General features: G+C 45.7%; 16 protein-coding genes. 8 read left to right on the forward strand and 8 right to left on the reverse strand.

Annotation, left to right across the window (positions count from 1 at the left end):
- Nucleotides 1-134: 134 nt before the first annotated feature.
- Nucleotides 135-509, forward strand: coding sequence for a RidA family protein (locus BACHE_RS09430; RefSeq protein WP_013547466.1), 375 nt, complete (start codon nt 135-137; stop codon nt 507-509).
- Here BACHE_RS09430 and BACHE_RS09435 read toward each other — a convergent pair.
- Nucleotides 477-1,730: a bifunctional folylpolyglutamate synthase/dihydrofolate synthase gene (locus BACHE_RS09435; protein ID WP_013547467.1), complete on the reverse strand. Its 1,254-nt coding sequence runs from the start codon at nt 1,728-1,730 to the stop codon at nt 477-479. The two genes, BACHE_RS09430 and BACHE_RS09435, sit on opposite strands and share 33 nt — an antisense overlap.
- A gap of 127 nt (nt 1,731-1,857) precedes the next feature.
- Here BACHE_RS09435 and BACHE_RS09440 point away from each other — a divergent pair, with 127 nt between their 5' ends.
- Both BACHE_RS09440 and BACHE_RS09445 read left to right on the forward strand, forming a co-directional pair.
- Nucleotides 1,858-3,183, forward strand: coding sequence for a PhoH family protein (locus BACHE_RS09440; RefSeq protein ID WP_013547468.1), 1,326 nt, complete (start codon nt 1,858-1,860; stop codon nt 3,181-3,183).
- Nucleotides 3,184-3,365: 182 nt separating this feature from the next.
- Entirely contained in the window at nt 3,366-5,267 is a 1,902-nt protein-coding gene (locus tag BACHE_RS09445; RefSeq protein WP_013547469.1) for a polysaccharide biosynthesis protein, read from the forward strand.
- A gap of 52 nt (nt 5,268-5,319) precedes the next feature.
- Here BACHE_RS09445 and BACHE_RS09450 read toward each other — a convergent pair whose 3' ends face one another.
- The 3 genes from BACHE_RS09450 to BACHE_RS09460 all read right to left on the reverse strand — a co-directional run bounded on the left by BACHE_RS09450 (nt 5,320) and on the right by BACHE_RS09460 (nt 7,703).
- A complete protein-coding gene (locus BACHE_RS09450) occupies nt 5,320-6,297 on the reverse strand; it encodes a dihydroorotate dehydrogenase-like protein (protein ID WP_013547470.1) in 978 nt (325 codons plus the stop codon).
- Nucleotides 6,298-6,309: 12 nt separating this feature from the next.
- The gene (locus tag BACHE_RS09455; protein ID WP_041579306.1) at nt 6,310-6,981 is read right to left on the reverse strand and encodes a YggS family pyridoxal phosphate-dependent enzyme; all 672 of its coding nucleotides are present in this window, start codon (nt 6,979-6,981) and stop codon (nt 6,310-6,312) included.
- 257 nt (nt 6,982-7,238) lie between these two features.
- A complete protein-coding gene (locus BACHE_RS09460; RefSeq protein WP_013547472.1) occupies nt 7,239-7,703 on the reverse strand; it encodes a DUF4494 domain-containing protein in 465 nt (154 codons plus the stop codon).
- A gap of 249 nt (nt 7,704-7,952) precedes the next feature.
- Here BACHE_RS09460 and BACHE_RS09465 point away from each other — a divergent pair, with 249 nt between their 5' ends.
- Both BACHE_RS09465 and tpx read left to right on the forward strand, forming a co-directional pair.
- Entirely contained in the window at nt 7,953-8,543 is a 591-nt protein-coding gene (locus BACHE_RS09465; RefSeq protein WP_013547473.1) for a master DNA invertase Mpi family serine-type recombinase, read from the forward strand.
- Nucleotides 8,544-8,622: 79 nt separating this feature from the next.
- A complete protein-coding gene (gene tpx, locus BACHE_RS09470; RefSeq protein ID WP_013547474.1) occupies nt 8,623-9,126 on the forward strand; it encodes a thiol peroxidase in 504 nt (167 codons plus the stop codon).
- 89 nt (nt 9,127-9,215) lie between these two features.
- Here tpx and BACHE_RS09475 read toward each other — a convergent pair whose 3' ends face one another.
- From BACHE_RS09475 to BACHE_RS09490, 4 genes are read right to left on the reverse strand one after another with little or no spacing between them, the layout of a single operon-like run.
- Nucleotides 9,216-9,857, reverse strand: coding sequence for a DedA family protein (locus tag BACHE_RS09475; protein ID WP_013547475.1), 642 nt, complete (start codon nt 9,855-9,857; stop codon nt 9,216-9,218).
- Between the two features lie 25 nt (nt 9,858-9,882).
- A complete protein-coding gene (locus tag BACHE_RS09480; protein WP_013547476.1) occupies nt 9,883-11,298 on the reverse strand; it encodes a tetratricopeptide repeat protein in 1,416 nt (471 codons plus the stop codon).
- 16 nt (nt 11,299-11,314) lie between these two features.
- Entirely contained in the window at nt 11,315-13,054 is a 1,740-nt protein-coding gene (locus BACHE_RS09485; RefSeq protein WP_013547477.1) for a glutamine--tRNA ligase/YqeY domain fusion protein, read from the reverse strand.
- Between the two features lie 56 nt (nt 13,055-13,110).
- Nucleotides 13,111-13,929 (reverse strand): PstS family phosphate ABC transporter substrate-binding protein, encoded by an 819-nt coding sequence (locus tag BACHE_RS09490; RefSeq protein WP_013547478.1) that lies wholly within the window; start codon nt 13,927-13,929, stop codon nt 13,111-13,113.
- A gap of 205 nt (nt 13,930-14,134) precedes the next feature.
- On the opposite strand from BACHE_RS09490, the gene pstC reads away from it, so the two are divergent.
- The 3 genes from pstC to pstB are packed head-to-tail and all read left to right on the forward strand — an operon-like array spanning nt 14,135 to nt 16,950.
- Nucleotides 14,135-15,319, forward strand: coding sequence for a phosphate ABC transporter permease subunit PstC (gene pstC / locus BACHE_RS09495; RefSeq protein ID WP_013547479.1), 1,185 nt, complete (start codon nt 14,135-14,137; stop codon nt 15,317-15,319).
- Nucleotides 15,320-15,321: 2 nt separating this feature from the next.
- Nucleotides 15,322-16,182, forward strand: a complete 861-nt coding sequence (pstA, locus tag BACHE_RS09500; RefSeq protein ID WP_041579307.1) for a phosphate ABC transporter permease PstA — start codon at nt 15,322-15,324, stop codon at nt 16,180-16,182.
- Between the two features lie 18 nt (nt 16,183-16,200).
- Nucleotides 16,201-16,950 carry a phosphate ABC transporter ATP-binding protein PstB gene (pstB, locus tag BACHE_RS09505; RefSeq protein WP_041579309.1) on the forward strand — a complete coding sequence of 250 codons (750 nt, stop codon included), beginning with the start codon at nt 16,201-16,203 and terminating at the stop codon, nt 16,948-16,950.
- The last annotated feature ends 25 nt before the right edge of the window (nt 16,951-16,975 follow it).

Consider the following 16,975-nt stretch of genomic DNA (forward strand, 5'->3'; position numbering starts at 1 on the left):
ATGAGTGAATTTCTTTCTCGTGTATTTGTTTATTGAATAAATGCATCGGAGTTTGAAATACTGCATGTTTTCTGATATTTTTTGTGTCGGATGTTATAGAATACTGGTTATTAATTTAATAAAATAGTAAATCAATGAAAAAAGTAATTTGCAGCCCAAAAGCTCCGGGAGCTATAGGGCCTTATAGTCAGGCTATCGAAGCAAATGGGATAGTATTTGTTTCAGGTCAATTGCCGATTGATGCTGTTACGGGAGCAATGGCAGAAGGTACTGAAGCCCAAACCCGACAATCATTGGAGAATGTGAAACATGTTCTGGAAGAAGCGGGAGTGAGTATGGCAAACGTTGTGAAAACTACGGTTTTCCTGGAAGATATGTCACTGTTTGCCGACATGAATAAAGTGTATGCCACTTATTTTGACGGTGCTTTTCCTGCACGTTCGGCTGTTGCTGTGAAAGCACTGCCTAAAGATGCTTTAGTGGAGATTGAGTGCATTGCGGTTCGCTAATAAATCCGCCACAATGAAATTGCTGCCTCCTACGAAGATGAAATCTTCCGGGAGGCTTTTTTTCTGTGCGGCCCTCACGGCACTGGGTACATCAGGATAACAAGAGCCTTGGAGGCCGGCAGTGGAGGCAAGTTCCTTTAATTCGCTTTCAGGCAATGCACGCTTTACGCTGGCTTTGGTAAAATAGTAAGTAGCCTCTTGAGGCAGTAATGCCAGTACCCCCCGGATATCCTTATCGTTTACCATGCCTATTACAATATGCAGCCGGCGGTATGTTTGCTGTTTAAGTTGTTTGACAATGTAAGTGATGCCCCCTACATTGTGCCCGGTGTCACAGATCAGGGTAGGAGCATCCTGTAATTTCTGCCAGCGTCCCATCAGCCCCGTCAATTCGGTGACATGGGCAAAGCCACTGCGCACGGACTGTTCGTCCAAGCGAAATCCGGCTTCTTGCAAAAGCGGGAGAACGGTGAGGATAGTGCGGGTGTTTTTTTTCTGATAGATTCCTTCCAGTTCACATTCTATTCCGGGATAATCCTCTCGGTCATTTTCTTCCGCAAAATAGACGGGTGCTCCTGTTTCCAATGCTTTTTTCAGAAAAACGGGTTTGGTTTCAGGAATGGTTTCTCCGATGACAACGGGGATATCTTTCTTTATTATGCCTGCTTTCTCTTCCGCTATTTTGGCTAATGTATCCCCCAGAAACTGAGTGTGGTCAAAACTTATATTAGTTATGAGGCATAAGTCCGGATGGATGATGTTGGTGCAATCCAACCGTCCTCCCAAGCCGACCTCAATCACAGCTACATCTACTTTTTCATCGGCAAAGTAGCGGAATGCCATAGCAGTGGTCAGTTCGAAGAAGGAGGGATGCAGTGGTTCGAAGAAATTGCGCTCTTTCTCCACAAAATGAATGACATATTCTTCTGGTATAGGCCGGCCGTTCACGCGGATGCGTTCACGGAAATCTATCAGGTGTGGGGAAGTATATAGTCCGACTCGATAGCCTGCTTCCTGCAATATGGCGGCAAGAGTATGGGAGCAAGACCCCTTTCCGTTTGTGCCGGCTACGTGTATGCTGCGGAATGACCGGTGCGGATGCCCGAAGTGTTCATCCAAGGCTAACGTGTTTTCCAGCCCTTCTTTATATGCCGAACTGCCTACTTGCTGGAACATGGGTGCGCTGTTATATAAGTAAGTTAAAGTGTCCTGATAATCCATCTTTTATAATATTTAACAAGGGAACGATCCTTTCGACCCGTTTATTTGTTTATCTTTAGTGACGACAAAGATAGCGTAAAATTCGGCTTGTCTTGTCAATGATATGAACAATTTAAATCTAACGAGTATGGGAGCTAAGAAAAACTTTGTGATTGATACGAATGTAATCCTTCACGATTATAAATGTTTGAAGAATTTTCAAGAGAATGACATCTATCTTCCCATTGTGGTTCTTGAGGAATTGGATAAATTCAAGAAAGGCAATGAACAAATTAATTTTAATGCCCGTGAGTTTGTCCGTGAACTTGACTTAATTACCGATGACGATCTTTTCACAAAGGGTGCACCGTTGGGTGAAGGTTTGGGGCGTTTGTTTGTGGTAGCCGGTAAAATTGATTCTAAGCGGGTGCAAGATTCTTTTCCCGAACGTATCCCTGATCACCAGATTTTATCGGTTGCAGATTGGCTGACTGAAAAGCAACCGAAGGTGAAATCCATTCTTGTCACGAAGGACGTTAACCTGCGCATGAAAGCACGTTCTATCGGCTTGTTGTGTGAAGATTACATCAACGACAAAGTGCTGAACGTAGATATATTCGAAAAATCAAATGAGATATTTGAAGGAATTGATCCTGCTCTGATAGACCGTATTTATTCTTCAAAAGAGGGCTTGGATATCAGTGAATTCGATTTCAAGGATGTTATCCATCCCAATGATTGCTTTGTTTTGAAAAGTGACCGGAGCAGTGTGCTCGCGCGTTATAATCCTTTCACGCATTCTGTCTGCCGGGTAAATAAGACTAAAAATTATGGCATTGAACCGCGTAATGCCGAACAAAGCTTTGCGTTCGAGGTATTAAACGATCCTAACATCAAACTGGTTGCTTTGACCGGTAAGGCTGGAACCGGTAAAACACTGCTGGCATTGGCTGCTGCATTGGGCAAACTGACCGACTATAAACAGATTTTGCTGGCACGTCCTATCGTGGCTCTCTCCAATAAGGATTTGGGCTTCCTTCCCGGTGATGCGAATGAAAAGGTGGCTCCCTACATGCAGCCTTTGTTTGATAATCTGAATGTAATCAAGCATCAGTTTGCTTCCAATTCCAGTGAAGTGAAACGCCTTGAGGACATGCAGAAAAGTGAACAGTTGGTAATCGAGGCTCTGGCTTTTATTCGCGGGCGTAGCTTGAGTGAGACATATTGTATTATCGATGAGGCTCAGAATTTGACTCCTCATGAAATAAAGACGGTTATTACCCGTGCGGGAGAGGGCACGAAAATGGTATTTACCGGTGATATCCAGCAGATAGACCAGCCTTATTTGGATAGCCAGTCCAACGGGCTTGTTTATATGATAGATCGTATGCGTGACCAAAGTTTGTTTGCCCATGTCAACTTGGTTAAAGGCGAACGCAGCCAGTTAAGTGAATTGGCAAGCAATTTGATGTAGGCAAAATATAATTTGCGGCATGAAGGCTTTTATCTCGCCTCTTTCCATATTTTGGGAGGGAGGCGAGGTAATTTTATAATGAACGATAATTTTAAATTATAACATTTTTTTATCTATTTGTTACTCCCTTTTGCTAAAATAGTGTATCTTTGCCTCGCCTAAAACAAAAACTGTCAAGCGAAATGAAGCGAAAATTTTTTCATCGGTATCTTTCCGCGAAAGTACTGCCGATATGGACTATTCTGTTGATTGATGTGTTTATCATCATCATATCCAGTCTTTTGGCCTATGCACTCCGATATGACTTCAGGAGCGTTTTTCTGGAATCATCTACCATTGATAAGACTATTTTATGGACGGTTATTGTAAATCTTGTGTTTTTCAGGGTTTTCCGTACCTATTCCAATGTGTTGCGTTTTTCTTCCTTTGTCGATATAATGCGTATCTTTGTTTCGTTGACGGTATCGTATGCGGTGTTGATGGTTACGAGTGTCCTGGTCGGCAATTATATGAACTTTAATCTGGCTCCGGTCAGTGTGTTGTTCATGTCTTATATTATCAGTTTTGCCATGATGTCCTGTTCTCGTGTAGTTGTCAAGACATTTTTTGAAGCCTTGAATTTTGACGGCACGCATAGTGCAAATGTTTTTATTTATGGTGCTAAAGAAGCCGGTGTAAATATCGCTAAAGCCTTACGTGTAAATTTGCGCAATCATTACCGTTTGCGCGGATTCATTGCGGATGAACCTGAATTGATAAACAAAGTGATGATGGGTGTCAGAGTATTCCCCAATGACGATACATTGATTGACGTTCTAAATGACCGTGATGTACAGACCATCATCATTTCTCCTGCCAAGATGGAGGAACTGAAAAAGTCTGATATGACTGACCGCTTGCTGGCGCATAACGTTAAGCTGATGACGGCTCCCCCCTTGAGTGAGTGGGACGGACAGACGCTGAACCGCACCCAGTTGAAGGAAATACAGATTGAAGACCTGCTGCAGCGAAATCCCATTGAGATTGATATTCATAAGGTAGCTTCCCATTTGGAAGGCAAACGTGTAATGATTACCGGTGCTGCCGGTTCCATTGGTAGTGAAATAATGCGTCAGGTCGCTTCTTTCAATCCCTATAAGCTGATTTTGGTAGATCAGGCGGAGACTCCTTTGCATGACATCCGTTTGGAACTTCAGGATCGTTGGCGTGATATAGATGCCGAGACCATCATTGCCGATATTTCCAATGTCACCCGTATGGAGGCTATTTTTCAGGAATTCAAGCCTCAGTATATTTTCCATGCCGCTGCTTATAAGCATGTGCCTATGATGGAAGATAACGTGTCCGAATCCATTCAGGTCAACATCTTTGGAACACGTACGGTGGCCGATCTGGCTGTGAAATACGGTGCTGAGAAGTTTGTCATGATTTCTACCGATAAAGCTGTCAACCCAACCAATGTGATGGGCTGTTCCAAGCGTATTTGTGAGATTTATGTACAGTCTTTGGCTAAGAAGTTGCAAAAGGAGGGAGGGCATGTTACCCAATTTATTACTACCCGCTTTGGCAATGTCTTAGGCTCCAACGGTTCTGTGATTCCCCGCTTTCGTGACCAGATTCAGCGGGGAGGCCCTGTTACTGTGACCCATCCTGAAATTATACGCTATTTCATGACTATTCCTGAAGCCTGCCGTCTGGTGCTTGAAGCCGGAAGTATGGGTAATGGCGGAGAAATATACATTTTCGATATGGGCAAGCCGGTGAAGATTGTTGACCTTGCCAAGCGTATGATCAGCCTTTCCGGCCGTACGGATGTGAAGATCGAGTTTACAGGTCTGCGTCATGGTGAAAAGCTTTATGAAGAACTTTTGAATGTAAAAGAGCTGACAAAGCCTACTTATCATGAGAAGATTATGATTGCCACTGTCCGCGAATATGATTATGATGATGTGAAAGAACGCATCCGGAAGTTGATTGATGTAAGCTATACCTATGATCAGATGAAGATAGTAGCCGCCATGAAGGACATTGTTCCGGAGTTTGTCAGCAAGAATTCTTGCTTTGAGGCTTTGGATAAGAAATAGAAACGGGGTTCATAAGGAACCCCGTTTCTATTTCTTATGATTCTGCGGAAGTTTAATCGCGTGAAGTGAAGTATTTCAAGAACTGAGTACGTTCAAATGTGTTGATGCCTTTCGGATCATTTACATTCAGAATACCTTTAAACTGATTGATGCTTTTCATTCCCTTGAAATCCATCCACGAGTTAAGGAAACGGGTGAATTCGGCAATTGTCGAATAGGAGTTCTGGTAAAGTACACTGCATATTTCTACGGCAGAAGCGCCCGCCAATATAGCCTTGACAACACCTTCCGGTGAATGTATGCCGCCTGATGCCGCATAATCCAGATTGCCTACGGATGCGGAAGCAATGCCGATCCATCGTAAGGCTTTGGACAGATCTGCCTCGCTACTGAATACATTGCCGGAAACCTGTGTCATTTTCTCGATATTGATGTCCGGCTGGTAGAAACGGTTGAACAGCACTATTGCGGCGGCTCCATTGGCATATAATTGATTGATAAGAGCGACGGGATTGGTCAGATTATCACCTAACTTCATGATAACCGGAATATTGACAGTTTTTTTAATATGGCTCAGGATGTCAATGTGCCGTTGTTCAAAGGAGCCATAAGTATATTCCACATCTGTTTGCAGGGCAAGAATGTTAATTTCCAGTGCATCTGCACCCGCTTCTTCTATTTGCTTTGCAAAGTCAACCCAATCCGCGTTTTGATAACAGTTTATGCTGGCGATGACCGGAATATTACAGCTTTTCTTGCTGTCTCTGATCAGGTTCAAGTATTCACCCAATTTATGTTGGCGGATGTAGCCTACAAGGTAGTCGCTGCCTTCGGGATACATGTTGGGATCTCCCAGCCAGTCGGCCTCCATCATGATTTGTTCTTCAAAAAGAGATTTGAGCACAATGGCTCCTGCACCTGATTCGGCCAATTTCTGGTTTTTGGCGGCGCTGTCTGTCAGTCCGGAACTGCTGACGATAATCGGGTTTTTCAGTTTTAACCCGGCAAAACTCGTTTCTAATGTTGTCATGATAATGATTATTTATTGATAGTTTCTCTCTCCAAAAATTTTGCTTCCCACACGTATCAGGGTACTTCCGGCGGCAATGGCTTCATGATAGTCATGAGACATTCCCATGGACAGTTCCCGGAATGATCCTTCATCGGGAAACCAAGTGGACTTCACTTCATGGAAGAAGCTTTCTAATGAACAAAATTCAGCTTTGATTTGTTCGGCATTATCAGTGTTGGTGGCCATTCCCATCAGTCCGCAGATCCGTATATTTCCCAGTTTTTTCCATCCGCCGGATGACAGCATCTCCCGGCACTCGTCAAAGCTGAATCCGAACTTGGTTTCTTCGCGTGCAATGTGCAGTTGCAGCAGGCAATCCACGGTTCTGTTCATCTTGGCTGCCTGTTTGTTGACTTCAGCAAGCAGTTTATAAGAGTCTATCCCATGAATCAATGCTACGTACGGAACAATGTATTTTATTTTATTGCTTTGCAGATGTCCGATGAAATGCCATTCTATATCTTTAGGAAGGCTTTCATACTTGGCGGTCATCTCCTGCACCTTACTTTCTCCGAACACACGTTGGCCGGCGCGATATGCTTCTTCTATCGCCTCATTGGGGTGAAATTTGGAAACAGCTACCAGTTGTACTCCTTCTGGCAGTTCGCTCAGTATTTGTTTTAAATTTTTTGCAATCATCATTTGAACATTTAATAAGAAGTTTCGCACATTCTGTAAAAGGCTTATGAATTATAATTAATCATTGCCTTGTTATTGAGAAAATGGCCTTAAGGTTTTTACTAAAACTTCTTAGGATTTTTACTAAAAATCTCCCGAAGTTTTAGTAAAAATCCTAAGATGTTATACTGAATCTCTTTTCCCGTTCAGAAACTATTGGGGCGGGAAGGACAATTCTTTTTTAATCGCATTCTCGTGACTTGTGAAATGTTTGTAAATATTTATACTTCCGGTTTGTCATTCGGTTCTGCACTATACGGATATACATCCATGATGGCTGTTTCTGCTACCGATGCAATCTGATAATCAGCCATTGTTCCCTTCATGCCTTCGTCCAGTTTCTTCACAGCGTCTCGCAAGTCTGCCGCCTGCACCAATACTTGAGTGGAGGTTTTCTTTTCAGCACCGCTTTTTTCGTCAAGCGTGATGAATACCAGTTTGCATTTAAACCAACGGTCGGCGGCTTCTTCCTCACTTGGGAATAATTCGCTGTAATTGGCTCGTTTGATATCCGATACGGTAAACTCTCCCGAAATAAAAGGAGTCATTTCCTCAATGATGCGTGCTTCCGCCTCTGTAAAGCTGAGTGCATCTACAAGGTAGGGTTCGGTCACTTTCTTATTCATTCCGTTATCCATTGTCTTTTCGTAACGGATTTTGCACTCAAACCATGTATGCATTGCCATAATTTTCCAATTTTTTAGTTAGTGGTTATTACTGTTGGTTATTTATATTCCTCTTCTATTTTTGCATATAGAGGAGTTTTCAAAAGCAGTACAAAGATAACCAAAAAGTGGTAGAATAAATCTGCAATAAGGGATTTTTCTGACAGAAGATAAAGCGTATATTTCCGGGGAGACATACCGGTATGTTGCCACTCTTATTTGAATAGCCGTTCTTTGGCGGCGTAACCAATTAATAAACATTTAATAATTATGGCAGTAGTAGCTTATTTAAGAGTGAGTACGGAAAAGCAGTTTTTAGAAAATCAGCGTGAGGAGATTGTACGCTTTGCTGAAAAAAATGGTTTAAAAATTGACCGGTGGTATATGGAAACGGTCAGTGGAAAAGTGAGTACAAAGGAAAGGAAGTTGTCGGGATTATTGGAGAGGATGAGGCCGGGAGATTCACTGATTGTGACAGAAATCTCCCGCCTTAGCCGTACCTTGCTGGAGATTATGACTATCCTTAACTCATGCATCAAGAAAGAAGTTGTGTTGTACAGCACCAAAGAAGGATATGTATTTCAAAATGACATTAACAGCAAAGTGCTGGGGTTTGCTTTTGGGCTGATGGCTGAGATTGAGCGTAATCTGATTTCCATGCGTACAAAAGAAGCGCTTGCGAGGAGAAGGCAGGAGGGGAAACATTTAGGACGTAAGAAGGGGGATATGCCTAAGACCAAACTGCTTTGTGAAAATAAGAGGCAGCTTTTAAAGGCGCACAAGAAAGGGGCTTCCTGTGCATCGCTTGCCAGGGAAATGGGAGTCTCACGCACCACGATGTCCCGCTTTTTAAATCGTTGACACATCTGAGGTTTATATTTCCGACATTGAACTTTTCCGACATCTGATTTGTTATGCCTATATATAATTTGATAAAACTATGGCTACAACAAATTTTAAAGGTCAACCGGTCAGGATTATCGGTGAATTTATAAAAGTGGGTTCAGTTGCCCCTGATTTTGAATTGGTAAAGACGGATTTATCCTCGTTTTCTTTGAAAGATTTGAATGGAAAGCATGTGGTGTTGAACATCTTTCCAAGTCTGGATACCGGTGTATGCGCGGCTTCTGTGCGCAAATTCAATAAGTTGGCTGCCGGCTTGCCCGATACGGTAGTGCTGGCCGTTTCCAAGGATTTGCCCTTTGCACACGCACGTTTCTGTACCACTGAAGGGATTGAGAATGTAATCCCGTTATCTGATTTTCGTTTTTCTGATTTTGATGAGAATTATGGAGTCCGTATGGCAGACGGTCCGCTTGCGGGCTTGCTGGCACGTGCGATAGTGGTTATCGGCAAAGATGGAAAGATTGCCTATACGGAACTTGTTCCTGAAATCACCCAAGAACCTGATTATGATAAAGCGATTGAAGCGGTGAAGCATTGAGCCTGATTCGGGCAAATGCAGGTAAAAAGGCGGCGGACAAAGTCAAGGACTTGTCCGCCGCCTTTCCATTCGTAACAGGACACACCGTCCTATTTTTTCTTCATGCCTTTATAAATAAGGAAAGCTGCCACCAGTACAGCGACTGTCATAATGACATAACCGATTTCATGGCTGTATTTTGTAGCCATCACATATACGTCATTCGTAGTCTTGATGTCCGTAAAGCGATAGATCAGGTAACCGAGCAGAGCAAGGATGGAGTTCCATATTCCGGCGCCAAGTGTGGTGTAAAGCAGGAACGGCCCCAGCTTCATGCCTGCCAAGCCTGCGGGAATGCTGATAAGCTGCCGTACGGCAGGAATGAGGCGTCCGAAGAATGTGGACGCTGCACCGTGCTGTCTGAAGTATTCTTCTGCATGATGCACTTTTTCTTCATCAATGAGGCACATGTGACCGAAACGGCTATTGGCAAACTTATATACGATGGGGCGTCCCAGCCAGCGTGCCAGATAGTAGTTGATTAATGCACCTATATCTGCTCCGACGGTTGCAATGACAACGACAAGGAAGATGTTCATGCTTTCGTCCGCCATGGATTTCCATGCGGCCGGCGGAACAATGACTTCCGACGGGAAAGGGATGAACGAACTTTCAATAGCCATGAATATGGTGACTACCCAGTAGTTCAGGTTCTCTAATACCCATTTGATGAGTTCTGCAGATGATTCCATTTTTTGATTTGCGGTTTACCGTACGTTATTTAAGTGATTCAAAAATATTCTTCATTACTTTGGCCAGGTCATCCTGATTTTCATCTTCCAGCATTTGCTGTAGTTTTTCCAGTTCATCCAGATTGAAAGGCTGTTTACAAAGCCGGTTGTATTTCATGAAGTTTTCTTTATCTTTTAGCAGCATGTATATGGAGACCAACTTCTCGTTTATACCTTCATAATCGGGTTCCATCTCCTTGACACGTTCAAAGGCAAGCTTGGCATAGCTCAACTGGCCTATCTCCATGCTGCATAAACCTATCTCGTGCCAGGTTTCGGCATACGGGGCATATTCCAGGGCTTTGGCCCACTGTTTGATCCCCTTCTCGTATTCTTCTTCTTCCATGTAAATGCGTCCTTCAACGAGATAAGGATCTATGTCTTTGGGATTCAGGGTATATGCTTTTTTGCAATACTGGTGGGCTTTGCGTTTTTTGCCCAATTTATGAAGGCAAAGCGCTGCATTGGCATAGAGAGAGGTCAAGGTCAGCATGTCGTCCTCGTCTTTGGACTTTATAGCCTGTTCCAGATGTTCCAAACCTTCCGCCCATTCTTCTTTGGAGACACAATTCAGCCCGATGAAGGTATGTATGAATCCCGGAGTGATGGCGTCGAGTTTTTCAGCCTGTCGGTAGCATTCCATAGCTCCTTCTTCATTGCCAAGTTGGAAGAAAGCATGCCCTTTCATGATATAGGCATCGGTAAATTCCTCATCGGCTACGATGGCAAAGTCGCAGGCTTCAATGGCTTTGTCAAACATTTGCCGGTCAAAGTGGCAACGGGCCAGTCCGAACCAGTAAGATGCTGAATATGGATTCTTGTCTATCAGTCTGTTATAAATCGTTGCAGCTTGTTCATATAAGCCTTGGGCATATTGGCAGTCACCGGTAACGGCAAGAAATGCTTCTTCTTCGGCATATTGTTCGAGTCCGCGTGCTATCCATACCGATGCTTTTTCCGGATAGTCCATGTCAATATACATGTAGGCCACATCGACGATATTGGCAAGGTCTTCCTTGTCCTCTATGCTGTCAATCAATAACTCTGCATCGTCTAATTTGCCTTCTTCCAGCAGGAGGCTGGCTTTCAGCACTTTTACTTCCGGAGAATTGTCACTGATTTTCTCTGCTATCTTCTGGGCTTTTTCTCTGTTCCGGGTATCCATGCACAGGTAGGCCTGCTCTACCAGCAAGGCAGTGTTTTCGGGATGCAGGCTTAAGCCATGTTCCACCACCTCGTTAGCCATCTCGTATTTATGACGGACGGCGTACCAGTCTGCAAGGTCGGCCAAGTCATCCGCATCCATATAGATTGACTTGTTTTCAGCTTGCGCAGCCTCATATTGTTCCGCCAGTTGTTGCAGTTCTTTGTCCCTTCCGGATAGGAGATTCTTTTTGCTCATTGCATTTGGTCTCTTGTTATTTGTTGATTTTCCCCCAATTGTCCTTCAGCCCTACGGTGCGGTTGAACACCATTTTTTCAGGTGTGGAGTCACGATCTACATTGAAGTAGCCGATGCGCTGAAATTGCAGGTAGGTGAGGGGCTGCATGCCGGCCGCATACTTTTCGATGTAACAGCAAGGCAACACGTGAAGGGAGTCGGGGTTGATGATTTCCTTCATGGCTGTCAGTGCATCACAGTTCTTTTCTTCACGGATGGCAGCAAGTTCGTCGCGGGGGTTCTCCACCTTCCACAAGCGGTCATAGAGGCGTACTTCGGCCTCAATGCAGTGGCCGCAGCTTACCCAGTGGAGTGTGCCCTTAACCTTGCGGTTAGCTTCCGGCATTCCGCTTTTGGTATTGGCATCATATTCACAATATACTTCCACTACTTCACCGGCGTCGTTTTTCTTGCAACCGGTACATTTTACGATGTATGCACTCTTCAGACGCACCTCCTGTCCGGGTGTCATGCGGAAGTATTTCTTCGGGGCGTCCTCCATGAAGTCGTCACGCTCCATCCACAATTCGCGGCTGAATTCAATGGTGTGGCTGCCGTCCTCAGGTCTTTCGGGATTGTTGACCGCCTCCAGTTCCTCCACCTGTCCTTCTGGGTAATTGGTTATGATTAGTTTTACAGGGTTCAGGACAGCAGAGATGCGGGTGGCACGGCCGTTCAGGTCTTCGCGCACGGCACTTTCCAACAGTGCGAATTCGTTGAGTGCATCGTAGGTGGTATAACCGATTTTATCGATGAACTTATGAATGGATTCCGGAGAATAACCGCGACGGCGGAAGCCGCAGATGGTAGGCATACGCGGATCGTCCCAGCCATTGACGAGCCCTTCCTTGACCAGTGTAAGCAGGTTACGTTTGCTCATCAGTGTGTAGCTGAGGTTCAGTTTATTGAATTCGTACTGGCGCGGACGGTTGTCGTTCAGATCCTTGCCTTCCTTCAGCCAGTCGATGAAGAGATCGTAAAGCGGGCGGTGAACCACAAATTCCAGCGTACATAAAGAGTGTGTCACGCCTTCAAAGAAATCACTTTCTCCGTGGGCGAAGTCATACATCGGATAAGCCTTCCATGCAGTGCCTGTACGGTGGTGCGGATGTTTCACCACACGATAGATGATCGGGTCGCGGAAGTGCATGTTGGGGTTCGCCATATCTATCTTGGCACGGAGCACCATGGCTCCTTCTTCTATTTCACCGCTGTTCATCTTCATGAACAGTTCAAGGCTTTCTTCGACGGAACGGTTGCGGTAGGGGCTTTCCACGCCCGGTTGGGTGGGAGTGCCTTTTTGGGCGGCAATCTGTTCGGCGCTCTGCTCGTCTATATACGCTTTGCCCTCTTTGATGAGGCGGATGGCGAAGTCCCAGAGTTGCTGGAAGTAGTCGGATGCATAATATTCGTTACCCCATTGATAGCCCAGCCATCTGATGTCTTCCTTGATGGCTTCCACATATTCCACATCTTCTTTTGTGGGGTTGGTGTCGTCGAAACGCAGGTTGCAGACACCACCGTGTGCTGCGGCAATACCGAAATCAAGGCAGATGGCCTTGGCATGTCCGATATGGAGGTAACCGTTGGGTTCCGGCGGGAAACGTGTCTGTACTTTTCCGCCGTTTTTGCCTTCTTTCAAATCGTTCTCTACTATTTGCTCTATGAAGTTCAGGCCCTTCTTTTCGCCTGTTTCTTCGCTTTTCATTTCTGCCATAATGCTGTCTATTTTCGTATCGTGGCGCAAAAATACGACTATTTTTCCGTATATCGTTATTTCACGGGAATATATCCACTCTTTTTAATGATTCCTTGCCCTGCGGGTGATAGCATGAATTGCAGTAGAGGAGCTATTTTTTCAGCGTTTTTCTTATTGTAGTAGTAGAATAGCGGACGTACGATGGGGTATGATTTGTTGACGGCATTTTCGAGGGTGGGGGTGGCGAAGTGTCTGCCGTCGTAAGATACGGAAAGCGTCTTGATGCGGGGCGATACGTAGGCAAGCCCTACATATCCTATGGCGCCGCGTGTCTGGCTCACAGACTGTATGATGGCTCCCGTGGCGGGCATGGAAAGACTGCTGCTCATATAATTCTTGTTTTTCAAGACGCTTTCTTTGAAGAATTCATAGGTTCCCGAAGACGTTTCGCGTGAGTAAACCACGATTTTCCGGTCATCTCCGCCCACTTGTTTCCAGTTGGTGATTTTGCCACGGAAGATATCTTCCAGTTGCCGTCGTGTCAGTTGTTTCACCGGATTGGAAGGGTGTACCACAACGGCGAGGGCGTCATAGGCTATGGGTATTTCTTCCAGTTCTTCGCCGGCGGCTTTCGCTTTCATCTTTTCGCTGAATTTGATGGCCCGTGAAGCCATGGCAATATCTGTCGTTTCGTCCAGCAGTGCCGAAATGCCTACTCCTGTTCCGCCGCCGGTGACGGTTATCCGGGCTCCGGGAACCAATGTCATGAAGTGTTCGGCAGTTTGTTGTGCTATGGGTAGCACGGTGTCACTGCCTTTGATGCGCTGTGCCTGCATGCCTGTTGCGGCAAATTGCAGGAAAGAAATGATTAGAAAGAGATTCTTGGTTTTCATTATGTTCAAACTGGTTTAAGAATGATAAAGCCCCATTTGCTTTTGCTGCAAATTAAAGCAACGCATGTTACAATCCCGTTACACGCGTGCGGCTTCCGTCTATTGTAACGCTTTTGTAACAGGTTTGAAACATTTCTTTCAAACGTTAGTCACATCCTCTTAATACGCAGCACGTTTCTTTGCGTCAGGAAAATCAACGGGTGATATGAAGAAGGTTTTTGAAAAGATAGTGGAAGGTGTATTGGCTTGTAGCGGTTTTGTAACAAGCCTCACCATTGTGCTTATCGTCTTGTTTCTCTTTTCTGAAGCCTTGGGGCTTTTTGGCGGCAAGGTGATCGAAGAAGGATATGTGCTGGCCCTGAACAAAGCCAACAGGGTGAAAGGGCTTACTCCTGCCCAGATAAAGGACGTCTTCGATGAGGAGATCACGAATTGGGACGAAGTGGGTGGGGAAGATCTTCCCATCCGCCTTTTCCGTCTGGAGGATATCACGAAATATTATACCGAGGAGCAGTTGGGGAGCGCCTATGAAAATGCAGGTGTCTGCATTACCGAATTGGTGGAGCATACTCCGGGCATCATCGCTTTTGTTCCCGCGCAGTTTATCGTGCATCCGGACTCTGTACATTTGCTGAAAGACAATACTATTTCGGTAAAAGATGTATTTGCCGGTTCCGAATGGTTTCCTACGGCAACTCCTGCTCCGCAGTTTGGTTTTCTGCCGTTGATAACCGGGACCTTGTGGGTAAGTTTGTTTGCCATACTCATGGCACTGCCGTTCGGGCTGGCAGTGGCTATATATATGTCCGAAGTGGCAAACTCCGGGATTCGTAACCTGATGAAGCCGGTGATAGAGCTGCTGAGTGGAATTCCTTCCGTGGTATATGGCTTTTTCGGATTGATAGTCATTGTTCCCTTTATCCAGAAAACATTCGATTTGCCTGTGGGCGAAAGTGGGTTGGCGGGAAGCATTGTACTGGCGATAATGGCATTGCCTACCATCATCACGGTTACGGAAGATGCGTTGCGCAACTGCCCGCGTGCCATGCGTGAGGCAAGTCTGGCACTTGGCGCTTCGCAGTGGCAGACTATATACAAGGTGGTGATACCCTATTCCATATCGGGCATCACATCGGGCGTGGTGCTGGGCATAGGCCGTGCGGTGGGCGAAACGATGGCGGTGCTGATGGTGACGGGCAATGCTGCTGTTATTCCCCATACCATTCTGGAGCCTTTGCGTACCATCCCGGCCACCATTGCGGCCGAGTTGGGTGAAGCCCCTGCAGGCGGTTCCCATTATGAGGCCCTGTTTCTTTTAGGGGTGGTTTTGTTCTTTATTAGTTTATTGATAAACTTTACGGTAGAAGCTGTATCGGCGAGACGGAAATAGATATGATGAACAGGAAACAATTTTCACAGAACATGGCATTCGGGTTGTTCCGTATGCTCAGTCTGGGTGTAGTGGTAATACTTTTCGCTATTCTCGGTTTTATAGTCTATAAGGGCATAGGAGTCATCAGTTGGGAATTCCTTACTACTGCTCCTGCCGACGGTATGACGGCCGGGGGCATTTTCCCCGCTATTGTGGGAACATTCTGTCTGATGGCTGGCAGTGCCCTGTTCGCTTTTCCGGTAGGAGTGATGAGTGGTATCTATATGAACGAGTATGCTCCGAAGGGCTGGATTGTACGCCTTATCCGTGTGATGACGAACAATCTGAGTGGCATCCCTTCCATTGTGTTCGGTTTGTTCGGCATGGCGCTGTTTGTCAACTACATGGATTTTGGTGACAGTATTCTTGCAGGTTCGCTTACTTTGGGGCTGCTCAGTCTGCCGTTGGTTATCCGCACCACGGAAGAGGCCCTGAAAACCATTCCCGACAGTCTGCGTGAGGGCAGCCGTGCTTTGGGAGCAACCAAGCTCCAGACCATCTGGCATGTTGTCCTTCCTATGGGCATGCCCAATATCATCACCGGGCTGATCCTGGCTTTGGGACGTGTTTCCGGCGAGACGGCGCCTATTCTCTTTACCTGCGCCGCATACTTTCTGCCGCAGTTGCCTGCCGGCATTCTGGACCAGTGCATGGCATTGCCCTATCATTTGTATGTCATCTCTACCAGCGGAACTGACATGGAAGCCCAGCTTCCCATAGCTTATGGCACTGCATTGGTGCTGATAGTAATTATCCTTTTGGTAAACCTTCTGGCAAACGCCTTGAGGAAATATTTTGAGAAAAGAATAAAGACAAACTAATTTTGAAAGATTGTGCACATGAAGATAGAGACGCGTGATGTAAACTTTTGGTATGGTGATTTCCATGCATTGAAGGGCATCAGTATGGATATTGAAGAAAAGTCGGTTGTGGCTTTTATCGGTCCTTCGGGATGCGGAAAATCCACTTTTCTCCGTTTGTTGAACAGGATGAATGATTTGATACCGGCTACCCGGTTGTCCGGCGAAATTTGCATTGACGGGCAAAACATCTATGGAAAAGGTGTCCGGGTGGATGAGCTTCGCAAGAATGTGGGTATGGTATTCCAGCGCCCCAATCCTTTTCCGAAAAGCATTTTTGAGAATGTGGCTTACGGGCTCCGTGTAAACGGTGTGACCGACAGCGCCTTTATCCGCCGGCGGGTGGAAGAAACCTTGAAAGGCGCAGCCCTTTGGGATGAAGTGAAAGACAAACTGAAAGTTTCCGCATACGCTCTTTCGGGCGGACAGCAGCAACGCCTGTGCATTGCCCGTGCGATGGCCGTGTCTCCCTCCGTATTGCTGATGGATGAGCCGGCTTCTGCCCTCGATCCTATTTCCACCGCTAAGGTAGAGGAGCTTATCCATGAGCTGAAGAAGCAATATACCATCGTTATCGTGACGCACAACATGCAGCAGGCGGCGCGTGTCAGTGACAGTACCGCCTTCTTCTATATGGGTGAGATGATAGAGGTCGGTGATACCAAAAAGATATTTACCAATCCCGAAAAGGTGGAGACGCAGAATTATATCACGGGGCGTTTCGGCTGAGTTTTTGTTTGTCATTCCCGGAAAA

Source organism: Bacteroides helcogenes P 36-108, assembly GCF_000186225.1.
GTDB lineage: Bacteria > Bacteroidota > Bacteroidia > Bacteroidales > Bacteroidaceae > Bacteroides > Bacteroides helcogenes.

Excerpts from the sequence above, each read along its gene's own strand:
- BACHE_RS09440 (WP_013547468.1), top strand. The coding sequence starts at position 1,858 with ATGGGAGCTAAGAAAAACTTTGTGATTGATACGAATGTAATCCTTCAC.
- BACHE_RS09480 (WP_013547476.1), bottom strand. The coding sequence starts at position 11,298 with ATGAGCAAAAAGAATCTCCTATCCGGAAGGGACAAAGAACTGCAACAA.
- BACHE_RS09485 (WP_013547477.1), bottom strand. The coding sequence starts at position 13,054 with ATGGCAGAAATGAAAAGCGAAGAAACAGGCGAAAAGAAGGGCCTGAAC.
- BACHE_RS09435 (WP_013547467.1), bottom strand. The coding sequence starts at position 1,730 with ATGGATTATCAGGACACTTTAACTTACTTATATAACAGCGCACCCATG.
- BACHE_RS09490 (WP_013547478.1), bottom strand. The coding sequence starts at position 13,929 with ATGAAAACCAAGAATCTCTTTCTAATCATTTCTTTCCTGCAATTTGCC.
- pstA (WP_041579307.1), top strand. The coding sequence starts at position 15,322 with ATGATGAACAGGAAACAATTTTCACAGAACATGGCATTCGGGTTGTTC.
- pstC (WP_013547479.1), top strand. The coding sequence starts at position 14,135 with ATGAAGAAGGTTTTTGAAAAGATAGTGGAAGGTGTATTGGCTTGTAGC.
- BACHE_RS09445 (WP_013547469.1), top strand. The coding sequence starts at position 3,366 with ATGAAGCGAAAATTTTTTCATCGGTATCTTTCCGCGAAAGTACTGCCG.
- BACHE_RS09465 (WP_013547473.1), top strand. The coding sequence starts at position 7,953 with ATGGCAGTAGTAGCTTATTTAAGAGTGAGTACGGAAAAGCAGTTTTTA.
- BACHE_RS09430 (WP_013547466.1), top strand. The coding sequence starts at position 135 with ATGAAAAAAGTAATTTGCAGCCCAAAAGCTCCGGGAGCTATAGGGCCT.
- tpx (WP_013547474.1), top strand. The coding sequence starts at position 8,623 with ATGGCTACAACAAATTTTAAAGGTCAACCGGTCAGGATTATCGGTGAA.
- BACHE_RS09455 (WP_041579306.1), bottom strand. The coding sequence starts at position 6,981 with ATGATGATTGCAAAAAATTTAAAACAAATACTGAGCGAACTGCCAGAA.
- BACHE_RS09460 (WP_013547472.1), bottom strand. The coding sequence starts at position 7,703 with ATGGCAATGCATACATGGTTTGAGTGCAAAATCCGTTACGAAAAGACA.
- BACHE_RS09475 (WP_013547475.1), bottom strand. The coding sequence starts at position 9,857 with ATGGAATCATCTGCAGAACTCATCAAATGGGTATTAGAGAACCTGAAC.
- pstB (WP_041579309.1), top strand. The coding sequence starts at position 16,201 with ATGAAGATAGAGACGCGTGATGTAAACTTTTGGTATGGTGATTTCCAT.
- BACHE_RS09450 (WP_013547470.1), bottom strand. The coding sequence starts at position 6,297 with ATGACAACATTAGAAACGAGTTTTGCCGGGTTAAAACTGAAAAACCCG.